The 16,216-nt window shown below is 40.1% G+C and carries 13 protein-coding genes; 1 reads left to right on the top strand and 12 read right to left on the bottom strand.

Annotated elements, in window-relative coordinates:
- Positions 1–316 precede the first annotated feature (316 nt).
- The 5 genes from ESZ36_RS21500 to ESZ36_RS21480 form a co-directional block, all read right to left on the bottom strand.
- Positions 317–2,488: a prolyl oligopeptidase family serine peptidase gene (locus tag ESZ36_RS21500; protein ID WP_146791705.1), complete on the bottom strand. Its 2,172-nt coding sequence runs from the start codon at positions 2,486–2,488 to the stop codon at positions 317–319.
- Between the two features lie 198 nt (positions 2,489–2,686).
- Positions 2,687–5,074 carry a fatty acid cis/trans isomerase gene (locus tag ESZ36_RS21495; protein WP_146791703.1) on the bottom strand — a complete coding sequence of 796 codons (2,388 nt, stop codon included), beginning with the start codon at positions 5,072–5,074 and terminating at the stop codon, positions 2,687–2,689.
- Positions 5,075–5,191: 117 nt separating this feature from the next.
- The gene (locus ESZ36_RS21490; protein WP_146791701.1) at positions 5,192–5,608 is read right to left on the bottom strand and encodes a VOC family protein; all 417 of its coding nucleotides are present in this window, start codon (positions 5,606–5,608) and stop codon (positions 5,192–5,194) included.
- A 55-nt stretch (positions 5,609–5,663) separates the two neighbouring features.
- Complete coding sequence (locus ESZ36_RS21485; protein WP_146791699.1) at positions 5,664–6,074, bottom strand: VOC family protein; 411 nt, start codon at positions 6,072–6,074, stop codon at positions 5,664–5,666.
- 39 nt (positions 6,075–6,113) lie between these two features.
- Positions 6,114–6,746, bottom strand: a complete 633-nt coding sequence (locus ESZ36_RS21480; protein ID WP_146791697.1) for an NAD(P)H-dependent oxidoreductase — start codon at positions 6,744–6,746, stop codon at positions 6,114–6,116.
- 169 nt (positions 6,747–6,915) lie between these two features.
- On the opposite strand from ESZ36_RS21480, the gene ESZ36_RS21475 reads away from it, so the two are divergent.
- Positions 6,916–7,533: a helix-turn-helix transcriptional regulator gene (locus ESZ36_RS21475; protein ID WP_146791750.1), complete on the top strand. Its 618-nt coding sequence runs from the start codon at positions 6,916–6,918 to the stop codon at positions 7,531–7,533.
- Positions 7,534–7,723: 190 nt separating this feature from the next.
- Here ESZ36_RS21475 and nrdD read toward each other — a convergent pair whose 3' ends face one another.
- From nrdD to ESZ36_RS21440, 7 genes are all read right to left on the bottom strand, one after another.
- A complete protein-coding gene (gene nrdD / locus ESZ36_RS21470; protein WP_146791695.1) occupies positions 7,724–9,505 on the bottom strand; it encodes an anaerobic ribonucleoside-triphosphate reductase in 1,782 nt (593 codons plus the stop codon).
- Complete coding sequence (nrdG, locus tag ESZ36_RS21465; protein ID WP_146791693.1) at positions 9,492–10,112, bottom strand: anaerobic ribonucleoside-triphosphate reductase activating protein; 621 nt, start codon at positions 10,110–10,112, stop codon at positions 9,492–9,494. Before nrdG ends, nrdD begins: the two co-directional genes overlap by 14 nt.
- A gap of 306 nt (positions 10,113–10,418) precedes the next feature.
- Positions 10,419–11,387, bottom strand: coding sequence for a DMT family transporter (locus tag ESZ36_RS21460; protein WP_146791691.1), 969 nt, complete (start codon positions 11,385–11,387; stop codon positions 10,419–10,421).
- A 70-nt stretch (positions 11,388–11,457) separates the two neighbouring features.
- Entirely contained in the window at positions 11,458–12,867 is a 1,410-nt protein-coding gene (locus tag ESZ36_RS21455) for an NAD(P)/FAD-dependent oxidoreductase (RefSeq protein ID WP_246129209.1), read from the bottom strand.
- A gap of 57 nt (positions 12,868–12,924) precedes the next feature.
- Positions 12,925–14,400 (bottom strand): aldehyde dehydrogenase family protein, encoded by a 1,476-nt coding sequence (locus ESZ36_RS21450; protein ID WP_146791687.1) that lies wholly within the window; start codon positions 14,398–14,400, stop codon positions 12,925–12,927.
- 56 nt (positions 14,401–14,456) lie between these two features.
- Positions 14,457–15,239, bottom strand: a complete 783-nt coding sequence (locus ESZ36_RS21445; protein WP_146791685.1) for a cupin domain-containing protein — start codon at positions 15,237–15,239, stop codon at positions 14,457–14,459.
- 87 nt (positions 15,240–15,326) lie between these two features.
- Positions 15,327–16,216 (bottom strand): aldehyde dehydrogenase family protein (locus ESZ36_RS21440; RefSeq protein WP_146791683.1); only part of this gene is annotated, 890 nt, incomplete at its 5' end.

Here is a 16,216-nt window from a genome sequence, read left to right as displayed (position 1 = left end):
TTAACTCATTTTGCTTGTTTTAAGCTCGCTAATGTAGCTCTAAGCTGACCAATAAATTAATCCGTTTGGTATCAATTACTCTTTTTCAGCAGCTTCAGTTTGTTCAGTAGATTTATCTTGAGCTTGTTCTTGCTCTTTTTTCTCATCGTGACCTTCGCCACCACAACCACCACAACAACCCATAAATTACTCCAGATATTTAAATTGAATTCATTAAACTTGTTGAAATAGTACCTGAGTAATTTACTCAAGTACTTGATCAAGATCAGCTTTTTTCAGTTAACATCAAAAATAACTAGCGCGTTGTTTTACTGTTTTACTTCGGTAAGGAAGTAAAACCCATGTTAAACAAGGTAAAGGCATAGATGTCAGCGTACTGTTCAATAGTTTTAGAAACAGGCGTACCTGCACCGTGACCTGCATTGGTTTCAATACGAATTAATGTTGGAGCGTTACCTGCTTGTTTAGCTTGTAACTCAGCAGCAAACTTAAATGAATGTGCTGGCACAACACGGTCATCATGATCGCCTGTAGTAACCATAGTCGCTGGATAACTAACACCGGCTTTAACATTGTGAACAGGTGAATAACCCTTTAAGTAAGTGAACATTTCTTCACTTTGCTCAGCTGTACCATAATCGTAAGCCCAACCTGCACCAGCAGTGAAGGTGTGATATCTAAGCATGTCTAATACACCAACAGCGGGTAAGGCAACTTGCATAAGATCAGGACGCTGAGTCATAACTGCGCCTACTAATAAACCACCGTTAGAACCACCATTAATCGCTAAGTAGTCACTAGAAGTATAATCTTGCTTAATTAAGTATTCACCGGCAGCAATAAAGTCATCAAAAACATTTTGTTTATCTAATTGAGTACCCGCTTTGTGCCATGTTTTACCGTATTCACCGCCACCACGTAAGTTAGCAACAGCATAAATACCACCTTGTTCTAACCATACTGCACGCGAGACACTAAATCTTGGTGTTAAGCTAATATTGAAGCCACCGTAACCATATAAAATAGTTGGATTTTTACCATTAAGCTCAATACCTTTTTTATAGGTAATGATCATAGGTACTTTGGTACCATCTTTTGAAGGATAGAATACTTGTTTTGATTCATAAGCATCGCTATCGAATTTAGCGCCTGACTTACGGTAAACGTCACTATTACCTTTATCTATGTTGTAGCTATAGATAGTACCTGGCGTTTTGTAGTTGCTAAATGAGTAATATAACGTACTTTCGTCTTTATCGCCTTCTAGGGCTGAAGAACTACCGACACCTGGTAAGTTGATTTCACGTACTTGTTTACCTTGATAATCATATTGATAAACTTTAGAAATGGCATCAACCATATACTCAGTAAAGAAGAAGCCGCCACCCGTTGAAGCGCTTAACACATAATCCGTTTCTGCAATAAAGTCAGTCCAGTTTTTACTGGCTGGTGCTTTAGCATTTACCGTGACAATTTTCTTATTTGGCGCATTTAAGTTTGTCACTAAAAATAACTTGTCACCTTCATTTTCAATAACGTAGGTATCAGCATCGAAGTTATCAGTAATTGTTATAAGTGGGCTATTTGGTTTAGTTAAATCTTTTAAATAAAGATCATTACCTGATGTTGAAATGGCGCCAGAAATAAGCAAGAAACGATTATCTTCAGTGACATTACCTCCTACATAACGACGTTTTTGCTCGGCGATATTACCAAAAATAATTTTATCGTCTTTTTGTGGTTGACCTAATACATGGTAATAAAGTTTATGTTGGTCAGTCTTAGCCGATAACTCACTGCCCTCTGGTTTGTCATAACTTGAGTAGTAAAACCCTTCATTTTTAAACCAAGAAATACCTGAGAATTTAACATCTACTAGAGGTGTCTCTAATACTTTCTTAGTTTCTACATCGATGATGATGATTTTACGCCAATCACTACCACCTTCAGAAATAGCATAAGCGGCAATAGAGCCATCTTTTGAGAAGCTTAGCTGTCCCATTGAGGTGGTGCCATCTTCACTAAAGGTATTTGGATCTAAAAACAACTCAGCAGTGCCGCCTTCTTTTTGACGATAAACAACATATTGATTTTGTAGACCATCATTTTTGTAAAAGTAGGAATAATCACCCTCTTTAAAAGGCGCGCCTACTTTTTCGTAGTTCCATAATTCGGCTAGACGCGACTTAAGTTGTCCACGATACGGAATTTGTGACAAGTAATCGAATGTCACCTTGTTTTCTGCCTTAACCCAAGCGCCTGTTTCTTCACTGCGATCATCTTCTAACCAACGGTAAGGGTCCGCAACATCAGTACCAAAGAAATTATCAACTACGTCACCTTTTGCTGTCACAGGATAATTGATTTTTTGTGCTTGCTGTTGAGCTGAAGCCATAGGTTCTGATGTTTGCTCAACACTATTACCAGTACAACCGGCTAATACGCTAGTGACCAAGATACTGGTCAAGAAAAGGCTTTGTTTCTTCATTTGAGTCTCGCTTGTTGAAGTGACTATTAGGTTAGTGAATTCATTTAGATTCGTACTAAGTATTTACATTTATTTTACAAATCGTTCTGCAGTGTATCAGAAGAGGGTTTAGCAAGACTATGGCTTACCTCATTGAGTATTGAGGTAAGCGGCAGTATTTTGTTACAGGGTATTACCAATCGCTATTCAGTTAAGAGTCTAACGATTTTCCAAGCGATTAAAATCAAGTAAGCCCGCTGATTTAGGTTGATTGGTTTTATACCAAGCGTGTAATTCATCTGCAAAAGTCCAGAATTTAGGATTTGTGCGGCGAATGGCAAACCGGTCTTTAAGTTTACGGTAATCTTGCTCGGTTTTTATTGCGTTCAAGCTACTGACAAACTCACTGAGTTGCGCTTGATCTACTTTAAAAAAGGCATTGGGGTAAGTACCCACGACTCCGCGTAAAATGGCTAAATCATCTTCTTTGGGGAGGCGTCTATTTGCTTCTGAAAATAAATGGGCAACATTACTGTGTGCGGAGTTGTTAATTAAGCTATAGACTTGGTTTTTATCGCCATTTGATACCATGATATAACTCACTTGTGGTAACAGAGTGACGCTTTCATTAGGTAACTGGCTGATGTTTGCAATGACTTTGTCGGCACTGTTTTGTGCTAATGAATTGAGGTTAAACTGGCTAACATTGGTATTTTTGGTATGTTGGCCAACCAATTGAAACAGTTCCTCTTGATGATTACTGCTTTGATAGTTAATACCTGTTTCGGGTAACTGATAAAAATCATCAGAGAAAATATAATCTTTAATGTCGTCACTGGTATCACGATACCAATACTCGTGTATTGCTTTTCGTTCATCTTTAGGTAAAAAGCTAATGAAATTACTTTCGGCTTCCATCCGTAAAAAATCCATATATAAACGTGTTTTTAATTGATGACCCACACTGCCATAAACATCAAAACCAGCCACTAATAAGTAATGAATTCGTTCTAATAATGGATAGCTAATTAACCATGCTGTTTTAGGAGTAGGACCAACAAAACCTTGCAATACAGAAGCACTATCAAAGTGTCTGAATACGGTAAGGCTAGCATTTGGGTTTCCTTTACCCGACCAAATCAAATCAAGGTTTAGTTGATTGGGCTGTAAGTTAAGCTCCTCCACATAAGCTAATTTATTTTTTACGTATTCTTGCTGACTTTTCGCATATTGTCGCCAGTAAAGTAATGATAGGGTTTTATCACTCGTTCCAGCCGGTAATTGTAATAATTCTGCATTAGCTTTAATGAATTTTTCACTGGGGTAATGATCAAAATTATCAGGACTGAGGAAAAATACCCAAAAATTATCTTCAATCACATTCAGCGCAATTTGACCTCGACAAACAGGACCTTTAATAAAGTTCATAATAGAGAACTGCGCTTGGTCTAATAAAAACTGATAGCGTGCTTTATCTGGAATCGCCTGAAAAGTCTTAAAGGGATTAGAGGCGTTTGCTAATTGGTAATCAGGCAAGGTAGTTACTGTGTAATCAGGTTGATAGAAAAGCGCTGAAATACGCGCCAATTTAGCTTCACCAAACGGGTAGGGCATATGGCGCTTGGCAATAATGGTGTCGTTGTGCTTAATTAATCGATAGTACACTTGCGGCTTATCGACAATGGCATCAGTGCTGCCATCTGCATAAGGTGAATCAAAAGGACGACGGGTAGTAATCACCGCTATTTTTTCACCACTAGGCGTGCTCGAACGCACCAATTTAAAGTAACTAGATCGTGCTTTATCAAAATATAAATTGGCTAAGTATAAGTGTTCAAATAAATAACGGGCAATCAACTGTTCTTTAGCAGAGCTACCATTAAGTAACTTTTCCCAACGGGTGATCATTTGTTGTTCTTTAGCATTGGGTGGTAAGGCATCGGGCATGATTGCACCCTGGGCTATCCAATCAGTTAATTGATCATGCTCAGTTGTTGAGAGTGCCGGCAGTGCATAGGGCATGCCCCCAAGAGGGTACTTATCCTTATATTGCTCAAACTCTTCTATTGTTGGGCATTGTTGGCTTCTATCGAGTGCGACATCAAAACTCTCATTAAGTATTGGCTCACTGGGTAAAGGGTGTTGCTTTTTGAGTTGTAACATTTGATAGAACAAGCTGCTCTGGGTATTGGCTTGCTCTGTTTGCTGGCGCTCATTAAGTACCGGAAAATATCCTTGCTGGCGAAGTGGCTCTAAGTTATCCCGTTTCAATTCAGTTAATTTGCTAAGGCTTGCACTGATATTAGCAGTAAGTAGGCGCTCACCATTGTAAACCATGGTTTTATTAGCACCACGTTCAATACCTGCGCGACTTTCCATTTTCAACTGGCAAGGGGCATCGTAACAACCGTGACAAACAACACAGCGGTTTTCAATAATTGGTTGTATCTGTCTATTAAAATGAATGGCTTCTGCTGTAGTCGCTTTAACTTGAGCTAATCTATTTTCAACATTGCTTGGACCATAAAGCTTGTCGAATTCCATAACCCCTAACGTGGCACAACCTGAGAGAAATAGAAAAATAAATAGCCATTGAAACTTAACCATGAGAGTCCTTAAATTGGGGGATAGCCCGCTAAGTTTAAGCTATGTTGATGAATACTGTAAAGTTACCATGCGTTCTTACCCAGTTTTCTTCAACATTGAAGTGGCTATCATTGATAATTAATATCGATTTCTTAGTTCAGGCAAGTCAGTGTGGTACTGAACAAATTCCACTTCATAACCATCAGCATCAAGAAAATAGATATTATCTCTATACTTATCTGGCATACCCTCTTTGTGAATAGCGAAGCCTGCTTGTGTTATACGGGCTATAGTGCCTTTAAGATCGCTGGTAACATAAGCAAAATGCGCCAAACCTACTTGATGACCAGTTAAATCTCTATTGTCACCGACGCCATTATCGGCAAAGGCGATATATTGATAATCATCACCAAAGTGTAACCAATTTCTCGGTTTTCCAGACCATTCACCTTTATCACCGCCTCGTACATGCCAATGTGGAAAAGCTGCGCGGTAAAATTCTAAGCTTTTTTCTATGTCTTTAACGACTAAATTAATGTGTTCTAAAGTAATCATAAGTGCTCTCCTGTACGTTTTAAAAACGTATCTATCAATAGTAGTGTAGTCTTTTTTACTCGTGGTATTTTTTCTCAACTCGCCAAGGTGGATTTAAGCGATTCTCTCCAGCCCAATAGAGTTTTATTTTGTTGCCGCTAGGGTCCGTTAATATTGCTTCACGCCATAGGTAAGATTGTGAAATAGGCAGCTGTTCAAATTCAATACCACGGCTTTGGACTGTTTTTACCCAGTCATCTAGTTTTTCATGCTCAAAATAGATGGTTGTGCCAGATCTCAGTTTATTTTGTGTATTAGTTAGCGATTCAGTTTCAGCTAAGCTTAATGAAAAAGTAGCGCCCTCATCAGGACAGGCGAAGCGTGCATAATGTGGCGTATCTACAATCTGTAAAAAACCTAAACGACGATAAAAATCGGTACTTTCATCCATGTTAATGACGGTAAGGGTGACTTGATTTAAATTCATAATATTGCCTCGTTTACTTAACTTAGGTCTGCAGTGTGCTTACATACCGTATTGATATAAGTGTTCATTGTTATACGTGCTGACCTGCAAGGTTTCACGTAAAGATTTCATCGCTTGGCCATAATGCAATAAGGTATGTAAGCTATAACCAATGCGATGACGAATGCGTTTATCACGACGAGTTATGGCATTATCATGCTGGAGGTTGTTCTCATTGGCTGTATTTAGAATCTCTTCAACATTTCTAATAATAAGGTGATCGGGTATAGCGACTAATTTGTTATTTGAAAAGGCATTCATTCTTAATTCTGCAATGGGATAAGCACCGCTAATGCCATTGACTACAGAAACTAATAACACGGGTTTGTGACCAATATCGGCAGCCTCAGACATCATTAATAAATTTTTCAATAATGGCGAAGCGGTCCCGCCCCATTCTGGGGTGATAAGTATTAATGCATCCATTGTTTGTAATTGGGTATTGATGGCCAACCAGTCACTATTGTCATTTTGCTTACTACTATCATCGCCGTCCCATAGTGGTAATCGCTGTTTACATAATTCAATATGACTAGTTTTACTAAATTGACTACTGCTGTTAGCCAAGTAGTCAGCGACTTTTGCACTTTGTGATTCGGTTCGTTGACTAGCACTGATAATGAGTAAATTCATAATATTTCCCGTCGTTTTCTTTAGTAAAGCGTTTTACTTATTAAGTAAGGTAAATGCTTTACTTAATAAGGTCAAGTTAAATATAAACAAAAAACTTTACTAAATATTAGTCTCAGCGATAAAAATGCGTAATAATAAGGGTATACCCCTTTTTCCTGCCGGAGATTTAATGAAGACACATGAAAAAATAATTCAGTTATTAAAGACTCAAGGGCCTTTAACAGCAAAAATACTGGCAAGTGAATTGGGTCTAACGACAATGGGAATTCGCCAGCATGTACAAGGGCTGGAAGATTCTGGAGATGTGGTTTTTAAAGATGAAAAAGCGGCTCGAGGCAGACCTACCCGATATTGGTCATTAACTGATAAAGGCAATAGCCGTTTTGCTGATCGTCACGATGAATTAACCGTGCAGCTACTCGACTCTGTTATCACACTCTTTGGTGACGATGGTATGGAAAAGCTGATCAGTCACCGAGAAGAAACAGCGATGACAAACTATACCTTAGCGTTAGCCGATCGTTATGGTGTGGAAGAAAAACTACAAACCTTAGCTAAATTGCGTAGTGATGAAGGTTACATGGCAAGCGTTGAAGAGCATGATGGCATTTTTTGGTTAATGGAAAATCATTGCCCAATCTGTGCTGCAGCAAGTAAATGTTTGAGTTTTTGTCGTTCAGAATTACAAATGTTTCAAACACTAATGAAGGACATTGCTGAAGTGAGCAGAGAAGAGCATATTATTGATGGAGCAAGGCGTTGCGCTTATAAAGTCATGCCTGTTTAGTAGCAATAAACCTTGTCGCGGTAAATCTCAATGAATTCGTCAAAAGTATTCATTGATAGTCATCAACTCCGTGCTTTTTCCTTTTCATTGAGGCATACAGCTTAAAGCTTTAAGCTACTTGAACAGGATGTAAGAATAAACAAAGTACGAAATAATGGGAGTTATTTCGTACTTAAAAAAACTCTGCTTATTAAGCACTTTCTTTATGATAGTGACGCAGAGCATGTTCCTTTTGGCGGCCCTGACTAAAGGCCGTAACTCGTTTTAAATAACCAATAACGCGCGTTCCGTGATCAATGTTTTCACTGCCGCAACTCGAACAGAGATGTAAAGTGCGCTTATCGATTTTGTCACATTCATTACAAATCGTAATCTTCACATTGATACAAAAATAATTACACCCTGTAGCTGCAGCTACATTGAATAGTTTCAGGTATGCATCAGTAGAAAGCGATTCATCTAAATTTAAATGCAGTGCTGAACCACCATCAAGGTATTGCGTCATTTCTTGACCGTGCATGACAAACTTATCGATATGGTTAGTTTCTTCGTCTTCCACGACATAAAAATAAGAGTTATAACACTCGCGGCTTACTTGGTAACCGTCTTTCTTATCCCATTTCGCATTTTTAATGCCGAGATTTTCAGCAGGCACAAATTCGGTATTAAACATATAACCAAATTCTTTCTTAGCGGCTTGGTTAGCTTGGTAAATGACTTTTAATTGTTTACTAACAAACTGCTTATATTCTTCATTATTGCCGACTTTAATTTGGGCAAACTCAGCAGCTTCAGCCATACCATTAATACCTATGGTAAGAAATTGCTTATCAAGTGAGATAAACCCTGCGTCGTAAACGGATAATGCTCCTTGTGCTTGATAGTCTTCCATAAGCTTTCGATAGGCTACTTGGTATTTTTGCACTTTTTCAATTTCTGTTTTCAAGTCTCGACCGTCTTGCACTAAACGGTTCATATTAACCGTGATTACATTAATCGAGCCAGTGGCTACACCACCAGCGCCCAAGGTATAAGAAAAAGTATTATCAGAAATTTCATTACGTAATCGACAACATGAGGCTAGTGAATCTGCACTATCAGATAAGTAGATAAAAAAGGAATTGCCCTCAGCTTTTTGTTGAGCGAGCTTTCGAGCAAAATCCAAGTCTTTACATTGGCCATTTGCAGTTAGCATTGCAGCGGTAACTACGGGGAAGGTAAGTACTGCTTGTTCACGCTCTTTATTGATCCAACCGAGGAAAAATTGTTGTAACTGGTCAACGGTCTGCCAATTAGGCTTACTAAAATCAGGGAAAACAAATTCACCAAACATTGAAGCAAAGTAATGTTGATCAAATAGTGAAATATTCCAAAATACACTCTGGTATCCACGAGCAGCCGCTGGTTGGTTAATAGCATAGACCACATGTTGTAAGTGATTTTCTATCTCAGATTTATGCGTACTTAGATAGTCATTACCGTATTCAAGGCGGGCAAAGTAATCAAAATAGGTGAGAAACTCAACAGTTGCAACGGCACCGGCAAATTGAGCCGATATAGCAAAAATCAAATTAACAAAAGAACCGCAGAAAGATTCTAAATGCTTAGGTGCTTTAGACTCACCGCCTAGCTTAGTTAATCCGTCTAATAAAAAGGGATACATGCTAATTGAGGTGCAATATGGCTTTAAACTGGTCTCATCGTGCACATAAATTTCATGATCTTCAATTTGGCGTAAATACTCTTTGGCCAAATCAGCATCAAAAGTATCACGTATTTTGTCATGTACTAACGCGCGATTAATTTGTACAAAACAATCTTTTAATAACTCAGCTTCTAACGTCGCAATGTTTTTATGACTGACGTTGGCATTGGCATCCATTTTTGAGCCGTCAGCTGCATTTTTTGCTGAAAAATATTGTTTGATAAAATCTTTTTTATTAGTGATTTGTTCTTCGTTAAGCCGCAACATTGTTAGCTCCTTGATTAAATTGATAAGGTTTGAAAGTACTAATTTCAAAAGCACTAATCTCTAAAGCATTAGCCTTTAAAGGATTACTCTCTAAAATAGTAGTTTGGGAATGATCAGCATCGACGGTGTTAGCATTGAAGGTATTCGCATCGATATCTTTGATAAATAAATGGTTTAATTTCTCTGCTGAAATGACATCACGAAAAACTTGATTGGTTATCGGGCTATTTAGGCCACCTAAAGCTTCATGCCAAGCACCCGTTTTTAAAAAATTAAGGTGTTGAGAAATCTTTATATCAATATGTTTTTCACCTGAGTAGAGGCAAGTTTTAAGACCATGATTTTTAGCGATGATCAGCTTTTCAATTAAAGCGTTGGGTTGCCATTCGCCACCAAAAAAAACCACGCAACTGATTAAGCCTTGATACTTTTTAAGCCACTGGATGAAGTTAGTGTTGGTGAGCGACATGCCATTATCTTCATGCCATAACTCAGTACTGTGGCAGCCTTTGCAGCCGACCTTACAACCAGTAATACTAAAGCACAGGCTAATTTCATTAGGCACTTCTTGGAAGACCACACTCGGAGTAATACAGTTAAAATTCATGGGTCACCTATATATAGATGTTATTGTTTTAATAAACACAATATATAGTATTTCAGGGGGTGGCTTTGTTGATTTAGATCACAATAACTTGTGGTACTGAAATAATTAAGCACAATATGTAGTGTTTTTTTTAGGTGTTAGATCAATATATAGTTATTGGTGACAGGTTTACAGTGCAGATTCAGCTAATGATTAGTGAATAAAGGTCAGAGTTATTATCAGAAGTAAGGGAAATTAATGGGCATAAAAAATAGTATCTTTAGTACCCATTGATTTTAGATTTTAGATTTTAGATTTTAGATTTTTCTATTTCAGTGCCGCTGTCTGATCAAGCGGTCTGAGTTCTGGTTGTTTTTTCCGATCACCTAACTCTGAGACAAGCATTCCAGCAAGAATTAACCCCGCACCAATCATGCCTTTTTCACCAAGAACTTCGTCCAAAAATACCCAAGCGGCAATGCAAGCGAAGACGGGTTCTGCAGCAAAGATAAGCGCTACTTTATGGGGTTTGAGCAATCTCTGGCTTACCGATTGAGCCCAGAAAGCGTAAGCAGTACCCAAGATCCCAGAAACTAAAATGGCAAACATCATCAAGGGGGTAAACAATTGCTGATGCCAACTAACGGGTTCGGCATTTTGATAATAAAAAGCAGGATCAGGGCCAATAAATATAGCTATCGTACTATAAAGTGATACCGCAAAAATTTGTACAATACTTAATGGAATGATGGGTAAGTTATCGACGAAGCGATCGGTCATAATGATGTGCCCGGCAAAACCAAAGGCGCAGATCAACACTAGAATATCGCCTTTATTAAAGACCAACTTGTCTCCAACGGTTAACATATAGAGACCCGCCGTTGCGGTAACAACGCCTATCCATACCGACTTAGGAACAACATTTCGAAATATTAAAAAACCTAATACAGGAACAAGAGGCACACACAGACCGGTAATAAAACCAGCATTAGTCACCGTGGTAAAACGCATTCCTTCAGTCTGGGTATAGAAACCAATAAAGAGAAAAAATCCCAGCAACATACCCGATCTTATTAATAGGACATAGTCGATAGGCTTATCAGTACCTTTACCTTTCTTTTGCACAAACCAAAGCAGAGGTAGCATCGAAAGTGTCGCAACAGCAAAACGGATAGCATTGAAGGTATTCGTTGGCATAACTTCAATAGCGAGATCAATGGGGACAAATTCTACCCCCCAAATAAAGCAGACTATAAGCAGCAACAGGGTTGCAATACGAGGTGATATAACTGTCATAGATAAGCTCTTTTTGCTCCCACTTAGGAGCATATAAATTGAGGGCCGTATATTATACAAAATTGGGCATTTAACAAGTGAAGCCTAGGTTAAGCATATCTAAAAGTTTAAGCCATAATCCACGTTTACCACCATTAGCATCAGCTTTTTCTAGCGCCTTATGAGTCAGGTATACACCAATCCAACGAAGTGGCTCTGGTGCCCATGGTATTGGTTTCTTTTTCACAAATTGCATATCGAGGATTTCACTTGGCTTATAGCCCAGTAGTTCGATACCTATTCTGGCACCAAATCGAGAAGCGCCAACCCCCAAACCGGTGTAACCGATAGCCCATGCAACGCGCCCATCATAAGCTACCCCAGGCACCACACAAAAACGAGTGGAGGTTGCAATAATACCGCTCCAGCGATGAGTAAATTTAACGCCTTTAAGTTGAGGGAAAGTTTCAAAGAACTCTTGGGACAATTGCGCAAAACGTTCAGGAACGTCAGCATAACTTTGGTCTATGCCGTTATTAAAATAATATCGAACAGCGCCACCTCCACCCCAGGTAATACGATTATCTTTAGTGAATCGATAATAGTGGAACATGTTGGCATGATTAGAGATTGCATGGCGAGACTTGTGCCAGCCAATAGAGTCCAGCTGTTCTTGGCTTAGTGGCTGGGTTGCAATTTGGTAATCCCATACTGGAATGATTGACCGACGAGCTTGACCTATTGGGTTACGGTAAGCATTGGTCGCCATCAACACTTTATCGCTAACAATCACGACGTCAGAGCAGGTGACTTCCATTTTATCTCGGCCCAGTTTTTTAAGGCTTGTTAGTGGTGTTTCTTCATAAATACGCACGCCAAGCTCTAGGATAACTCGCTTTAATCCCCAACATAAACGGGCAGGGTCTACTACGCCGTCTTGTCCTCCGCGATACCATAAACCGGCTAAATAGGTTGGTGAATTTACCTGTGCCTGCATTTCATCTTGGTTAAACCAGACAACATCCTCGCCTTTCTCTTTTTCTGACTCGTAAGTTGCACGCAGTGCATCTACTGATGGTTGGTCAGTTGCAACTGAAGTCTCACCAACTTTTTCATAACGGGCATCAATATTATAACGTTCAAGTGTCTCGATAAATTCTTTGAGATTTTGTTGTCCCAATTGATGTAGTTTATCCGCCTCGCCGGGGAATTGATGGTCGGTATTGGTTTCTCCGTGGGCCAGGCTCGAACTTAAAAACCCACCGTTCCGTCCGGAAGCACCGTCGGATATTGTTGTTTTCTCGATCAAGATAATATTTGCGTCGGGCTGGCGTTCTTTGGCTTGAAGGGCGGCCCACAGACCGGTAAAACCACCACCAACAATTAATAGCTCGCAGCTTGTATCTGCTGACAAGGCTGGTAAAGTTTCTGGTCGAATATCCTGATCATGCCAAAGGGGACAATATTTCGAATCTTTTAATGCATCAAGGTGCTGTTTCATCATTCACTCTCATAAGAATTTTGTTATATTTTGGAGTCTGTACGTCAAATCATAGTATTATTTGATATACCATCCCCAGGGTTCTCTGCTGTCAAAGCGGGTAATTTGTTTGGTTTCAAGGTAGTTATTTAATCCCCATTGACCGAGTTCTCGACCGATACCTGATTGTTTGTAGCCACCCCATGGCGCTTCAACAAAGGTAGGTTGTGAACAGTTAACCCAAACTATTCCAGCGCGAAAGGCTCTGGCCACTCGCTCACAGCGTTCTTCATCTTTAGACATCACCGCAGCAGCGAGTCCAAAACGTGAATCATTGGCTAAACGAATAGCTTCGCTTTCAGAGTTAAATGGTTTTATACATACAACAGGACCAAATATTTCTTCGTTCCATACCCAGCTATTTTCATCGATATCGGTCAATATTGTTGGTTCAAGATAATAACCAACATTTAGCCCTGGAGGTCTTCGACCGCCTGTCACTAGCGTTGCTCCATCGCTAACGCCCCGCTCAATTGCTGCTATTACCTTTTCGTATTGATCGCTATTTACCAGAGGCCCCAGTAATACGCCATCTTGATCCCCCGGGCCGATAGTGATTTTTTTCGTTTCTTCAACCAAGCGCTCAAGCAGCGCTGGATATATTTCTTTTGCCACTAAAACACGCGATGTTGCTGAGCAAACCTGGCCCTGGTTCCAGAAAATACCGAACATGATCCATTCTACGGCTTTTTCAATATCACTATCTTCAAAAATAACAAAAGGGGATTTTCCGCCAAGTTCTAGACTGATATTTTTGATATCTCTGGCGGCCGTAGCCATAATTTTTGATCCTGTTGGTATCGAACCGGTAAAGGCCAACTTATCAACGTCAGGGTGCTCAACTAACGCCTGTCCGGCATCTTTACCCAAACCTGTTACTATGTTTAACACACCAGCAGGGAGCTGAGCTTCATCAGCAATCTCTGCCAGCGCTAATGCTGTGAGCGGCGTTATTTCAGAGGGTTTTAGGATGATGGAACAACCTGCTGCCAGTGCAGGAGCAACTTTCCATGCCGCCATCAACATTGGGAAATTCCAAGGAATGATAGCTCCTGCCACGCCAAGCGGCTCTTTTATTGCTTTTGAGCTAAAGCCCGACACTGGTAATTCAATGGTTTGCTCTGATGTGTTATCGAGTTGTTCGGCTAAACCAGCGTAAAATTCAAAGGTAGCGGCGGTATCCTCAATATCCCATTTGGCTTCAGGATAGGGCTTACCATTATCGAGTACTTCTAGTTTGGCTAACTCATCTAAACGTCTGGTAATAATATTAGCAATTTTTCTGAGATATACTGCGCGTTCAGCGCCACTTAAACGAGGCCATGGCCCCTGATCGAATGCTGTTCGAGCAGCTTTCACAGCGGCATCAATATCAACGCTGTTCCCTGCTGGAATCTCAGCAATTAGTGCTTCAGTGGCAGGGTTAATCACCGAAAATGTTTCACTTGAAGCCTGTGAAACCCATGTCCCATTGATATAATGTTTATTATTCATTGTTGAAATACACCTTGATGCTAAATATTTTTAATATGTGATAAGTCCGATTGCTTTTAGATTGATTGTAAAATCGCATAAAATGTACGCACGTCACCTGTTGCTTTCCAGCTGCATAAAACGCCCTGAGGGACAAAAAAAGCATCGCCAGCTTTAAACTCCTGCTCATCACCTTCTTGTTCAGTAATGACTATTGAGCCTGATTGTAAATAAACAAACTCATTGCGTGGGAAGGGCTGAATTTCAGTCTCGAATGCTTCACTCTGCCAGCTGCCAGCAATGAATTTTCCAGTATGATCTTTATAATAAGGCAGATATTTTTGCACTGGTTCGTTTCCTTTGATCACAAAAGGTATTTCCGTTTCTTCAATCTCAATCCCAGCACTATTCTGAATGATTGTCTGAGTAGAACTATTAACTTGAGGCTTAATGATGCACTCAACAACGGGTGTAGCGGGGATTTCTTCTTTTGGATGCTCTGAAATTACGAAAAATTTGCGCAGATAACCAGTCTGATGCCACTGACAATCGTAACCTTTAGGAATAACAAAAGCTTCGCCTGCTTGTACTTTTTCCATCGTACCCGTTTTACTATTCTTTATCTCTACTTCACCCTCAAGTAAATACATAAATTCGTCACAAGGATAGGGGCCAGCGGCTTCGACCATTGTTGAGGTATCCCATACACCAATATAAAGACCTAGCTTATCGTCTTCATAATAAACATGAGTATGCTGAACCGGTAATGCTGAAGCGAACATTTGGGGATCTAATTCGTCACGAACATGGCCAAAGCCTTGAGGATTAGGACTTAATCTAGTAACTTTTTGGTTCGACATAACTTGTATTCTCTTGTTGGTGAGTTGCAAAGGGCGGCGCTGAAATATTCCGCCGCTCTTTGTTTTATATTGCTTCCGCCAAGTTAACTAAGCAAACGCGAAGCTTGCTCCTTCACGCACACCGCTTGAAGGCCAGCGTTGGGTGATGGTTTTACGCTTGGTGTAAAAACGAACGCCATCAGGACCATAAGCATGTAAATCGCCAAATAATGAACGCTTCCAGCCACCAAAGCTATGATAAGCAACAGGCACAGGTAGTGGTACATTAATGCCAACCATACCCACTTGAATGTTATCAGAGAAATAACGCGCCGCTTCACCATCACGGGTAAAGATACAGGTACCATTGCCGTACTCATGGTCGTTAATTAACTGCATTGCTTCTTGCATGGTTTTAACGCGCATGACTTGCAATACTGGACCAAAGATTTCAGCAACGTAACTGTCCATTTCAGGCGTAACACCATCAATTAAGGTTGCGCCAACAAAGAAGCCGTTTTCATAACCCTTAACGTGTGGCTGGCGACCATCGACAACAATTGTTGCTCCCTGATTTTGCGCGCTGGTGATGTAACCTTCTACTTTTTCTTTGTGTGCTTGTGTAATGACGGGGCCAAAATCATTACTGGCATCGTCATGAGCGCCAACACTGAGGTTTTTCATCGCTACCGTCATTTTTTCCACTAAGGCATCCGCCGCTTCGTCGCCTACAGCAACAGCGACAGATAACGCCATACAACGCTCTCCAGAGGAGCCAAAGGCTGCACCCAACAATTGATTTACCGCGTTGTCCATGTCTGCATCAGGCATAATGATGGCGTGATTTTTCGCGCCGCCCAGTGCCTGACAGCGTTTGCCATTCGCATTCGCTGTGGTGTAAATGTACTCAGCAATCGGTGTTGAGCCAACAAAACTAACCGCTTTAATGCGTTCGTCACTTAATAACACATCAACCGCTTCTTTATCACCGTTAACGA

Source organism: Colwellia demingiae (assembly GCF_007954275.1).
GTDB classification, from domain to species: domain Bacteria; phylum Pseudomonadota; class Gammaproteobacteria; order Enterobacterales; family Alteromonadaceae; genus Colwellia; species Colwellia demingiae.
Note: the sequence above shows the minus strand (reverse complement) of the source record. Positions and strands in the feature narration are given on the sequence as shown.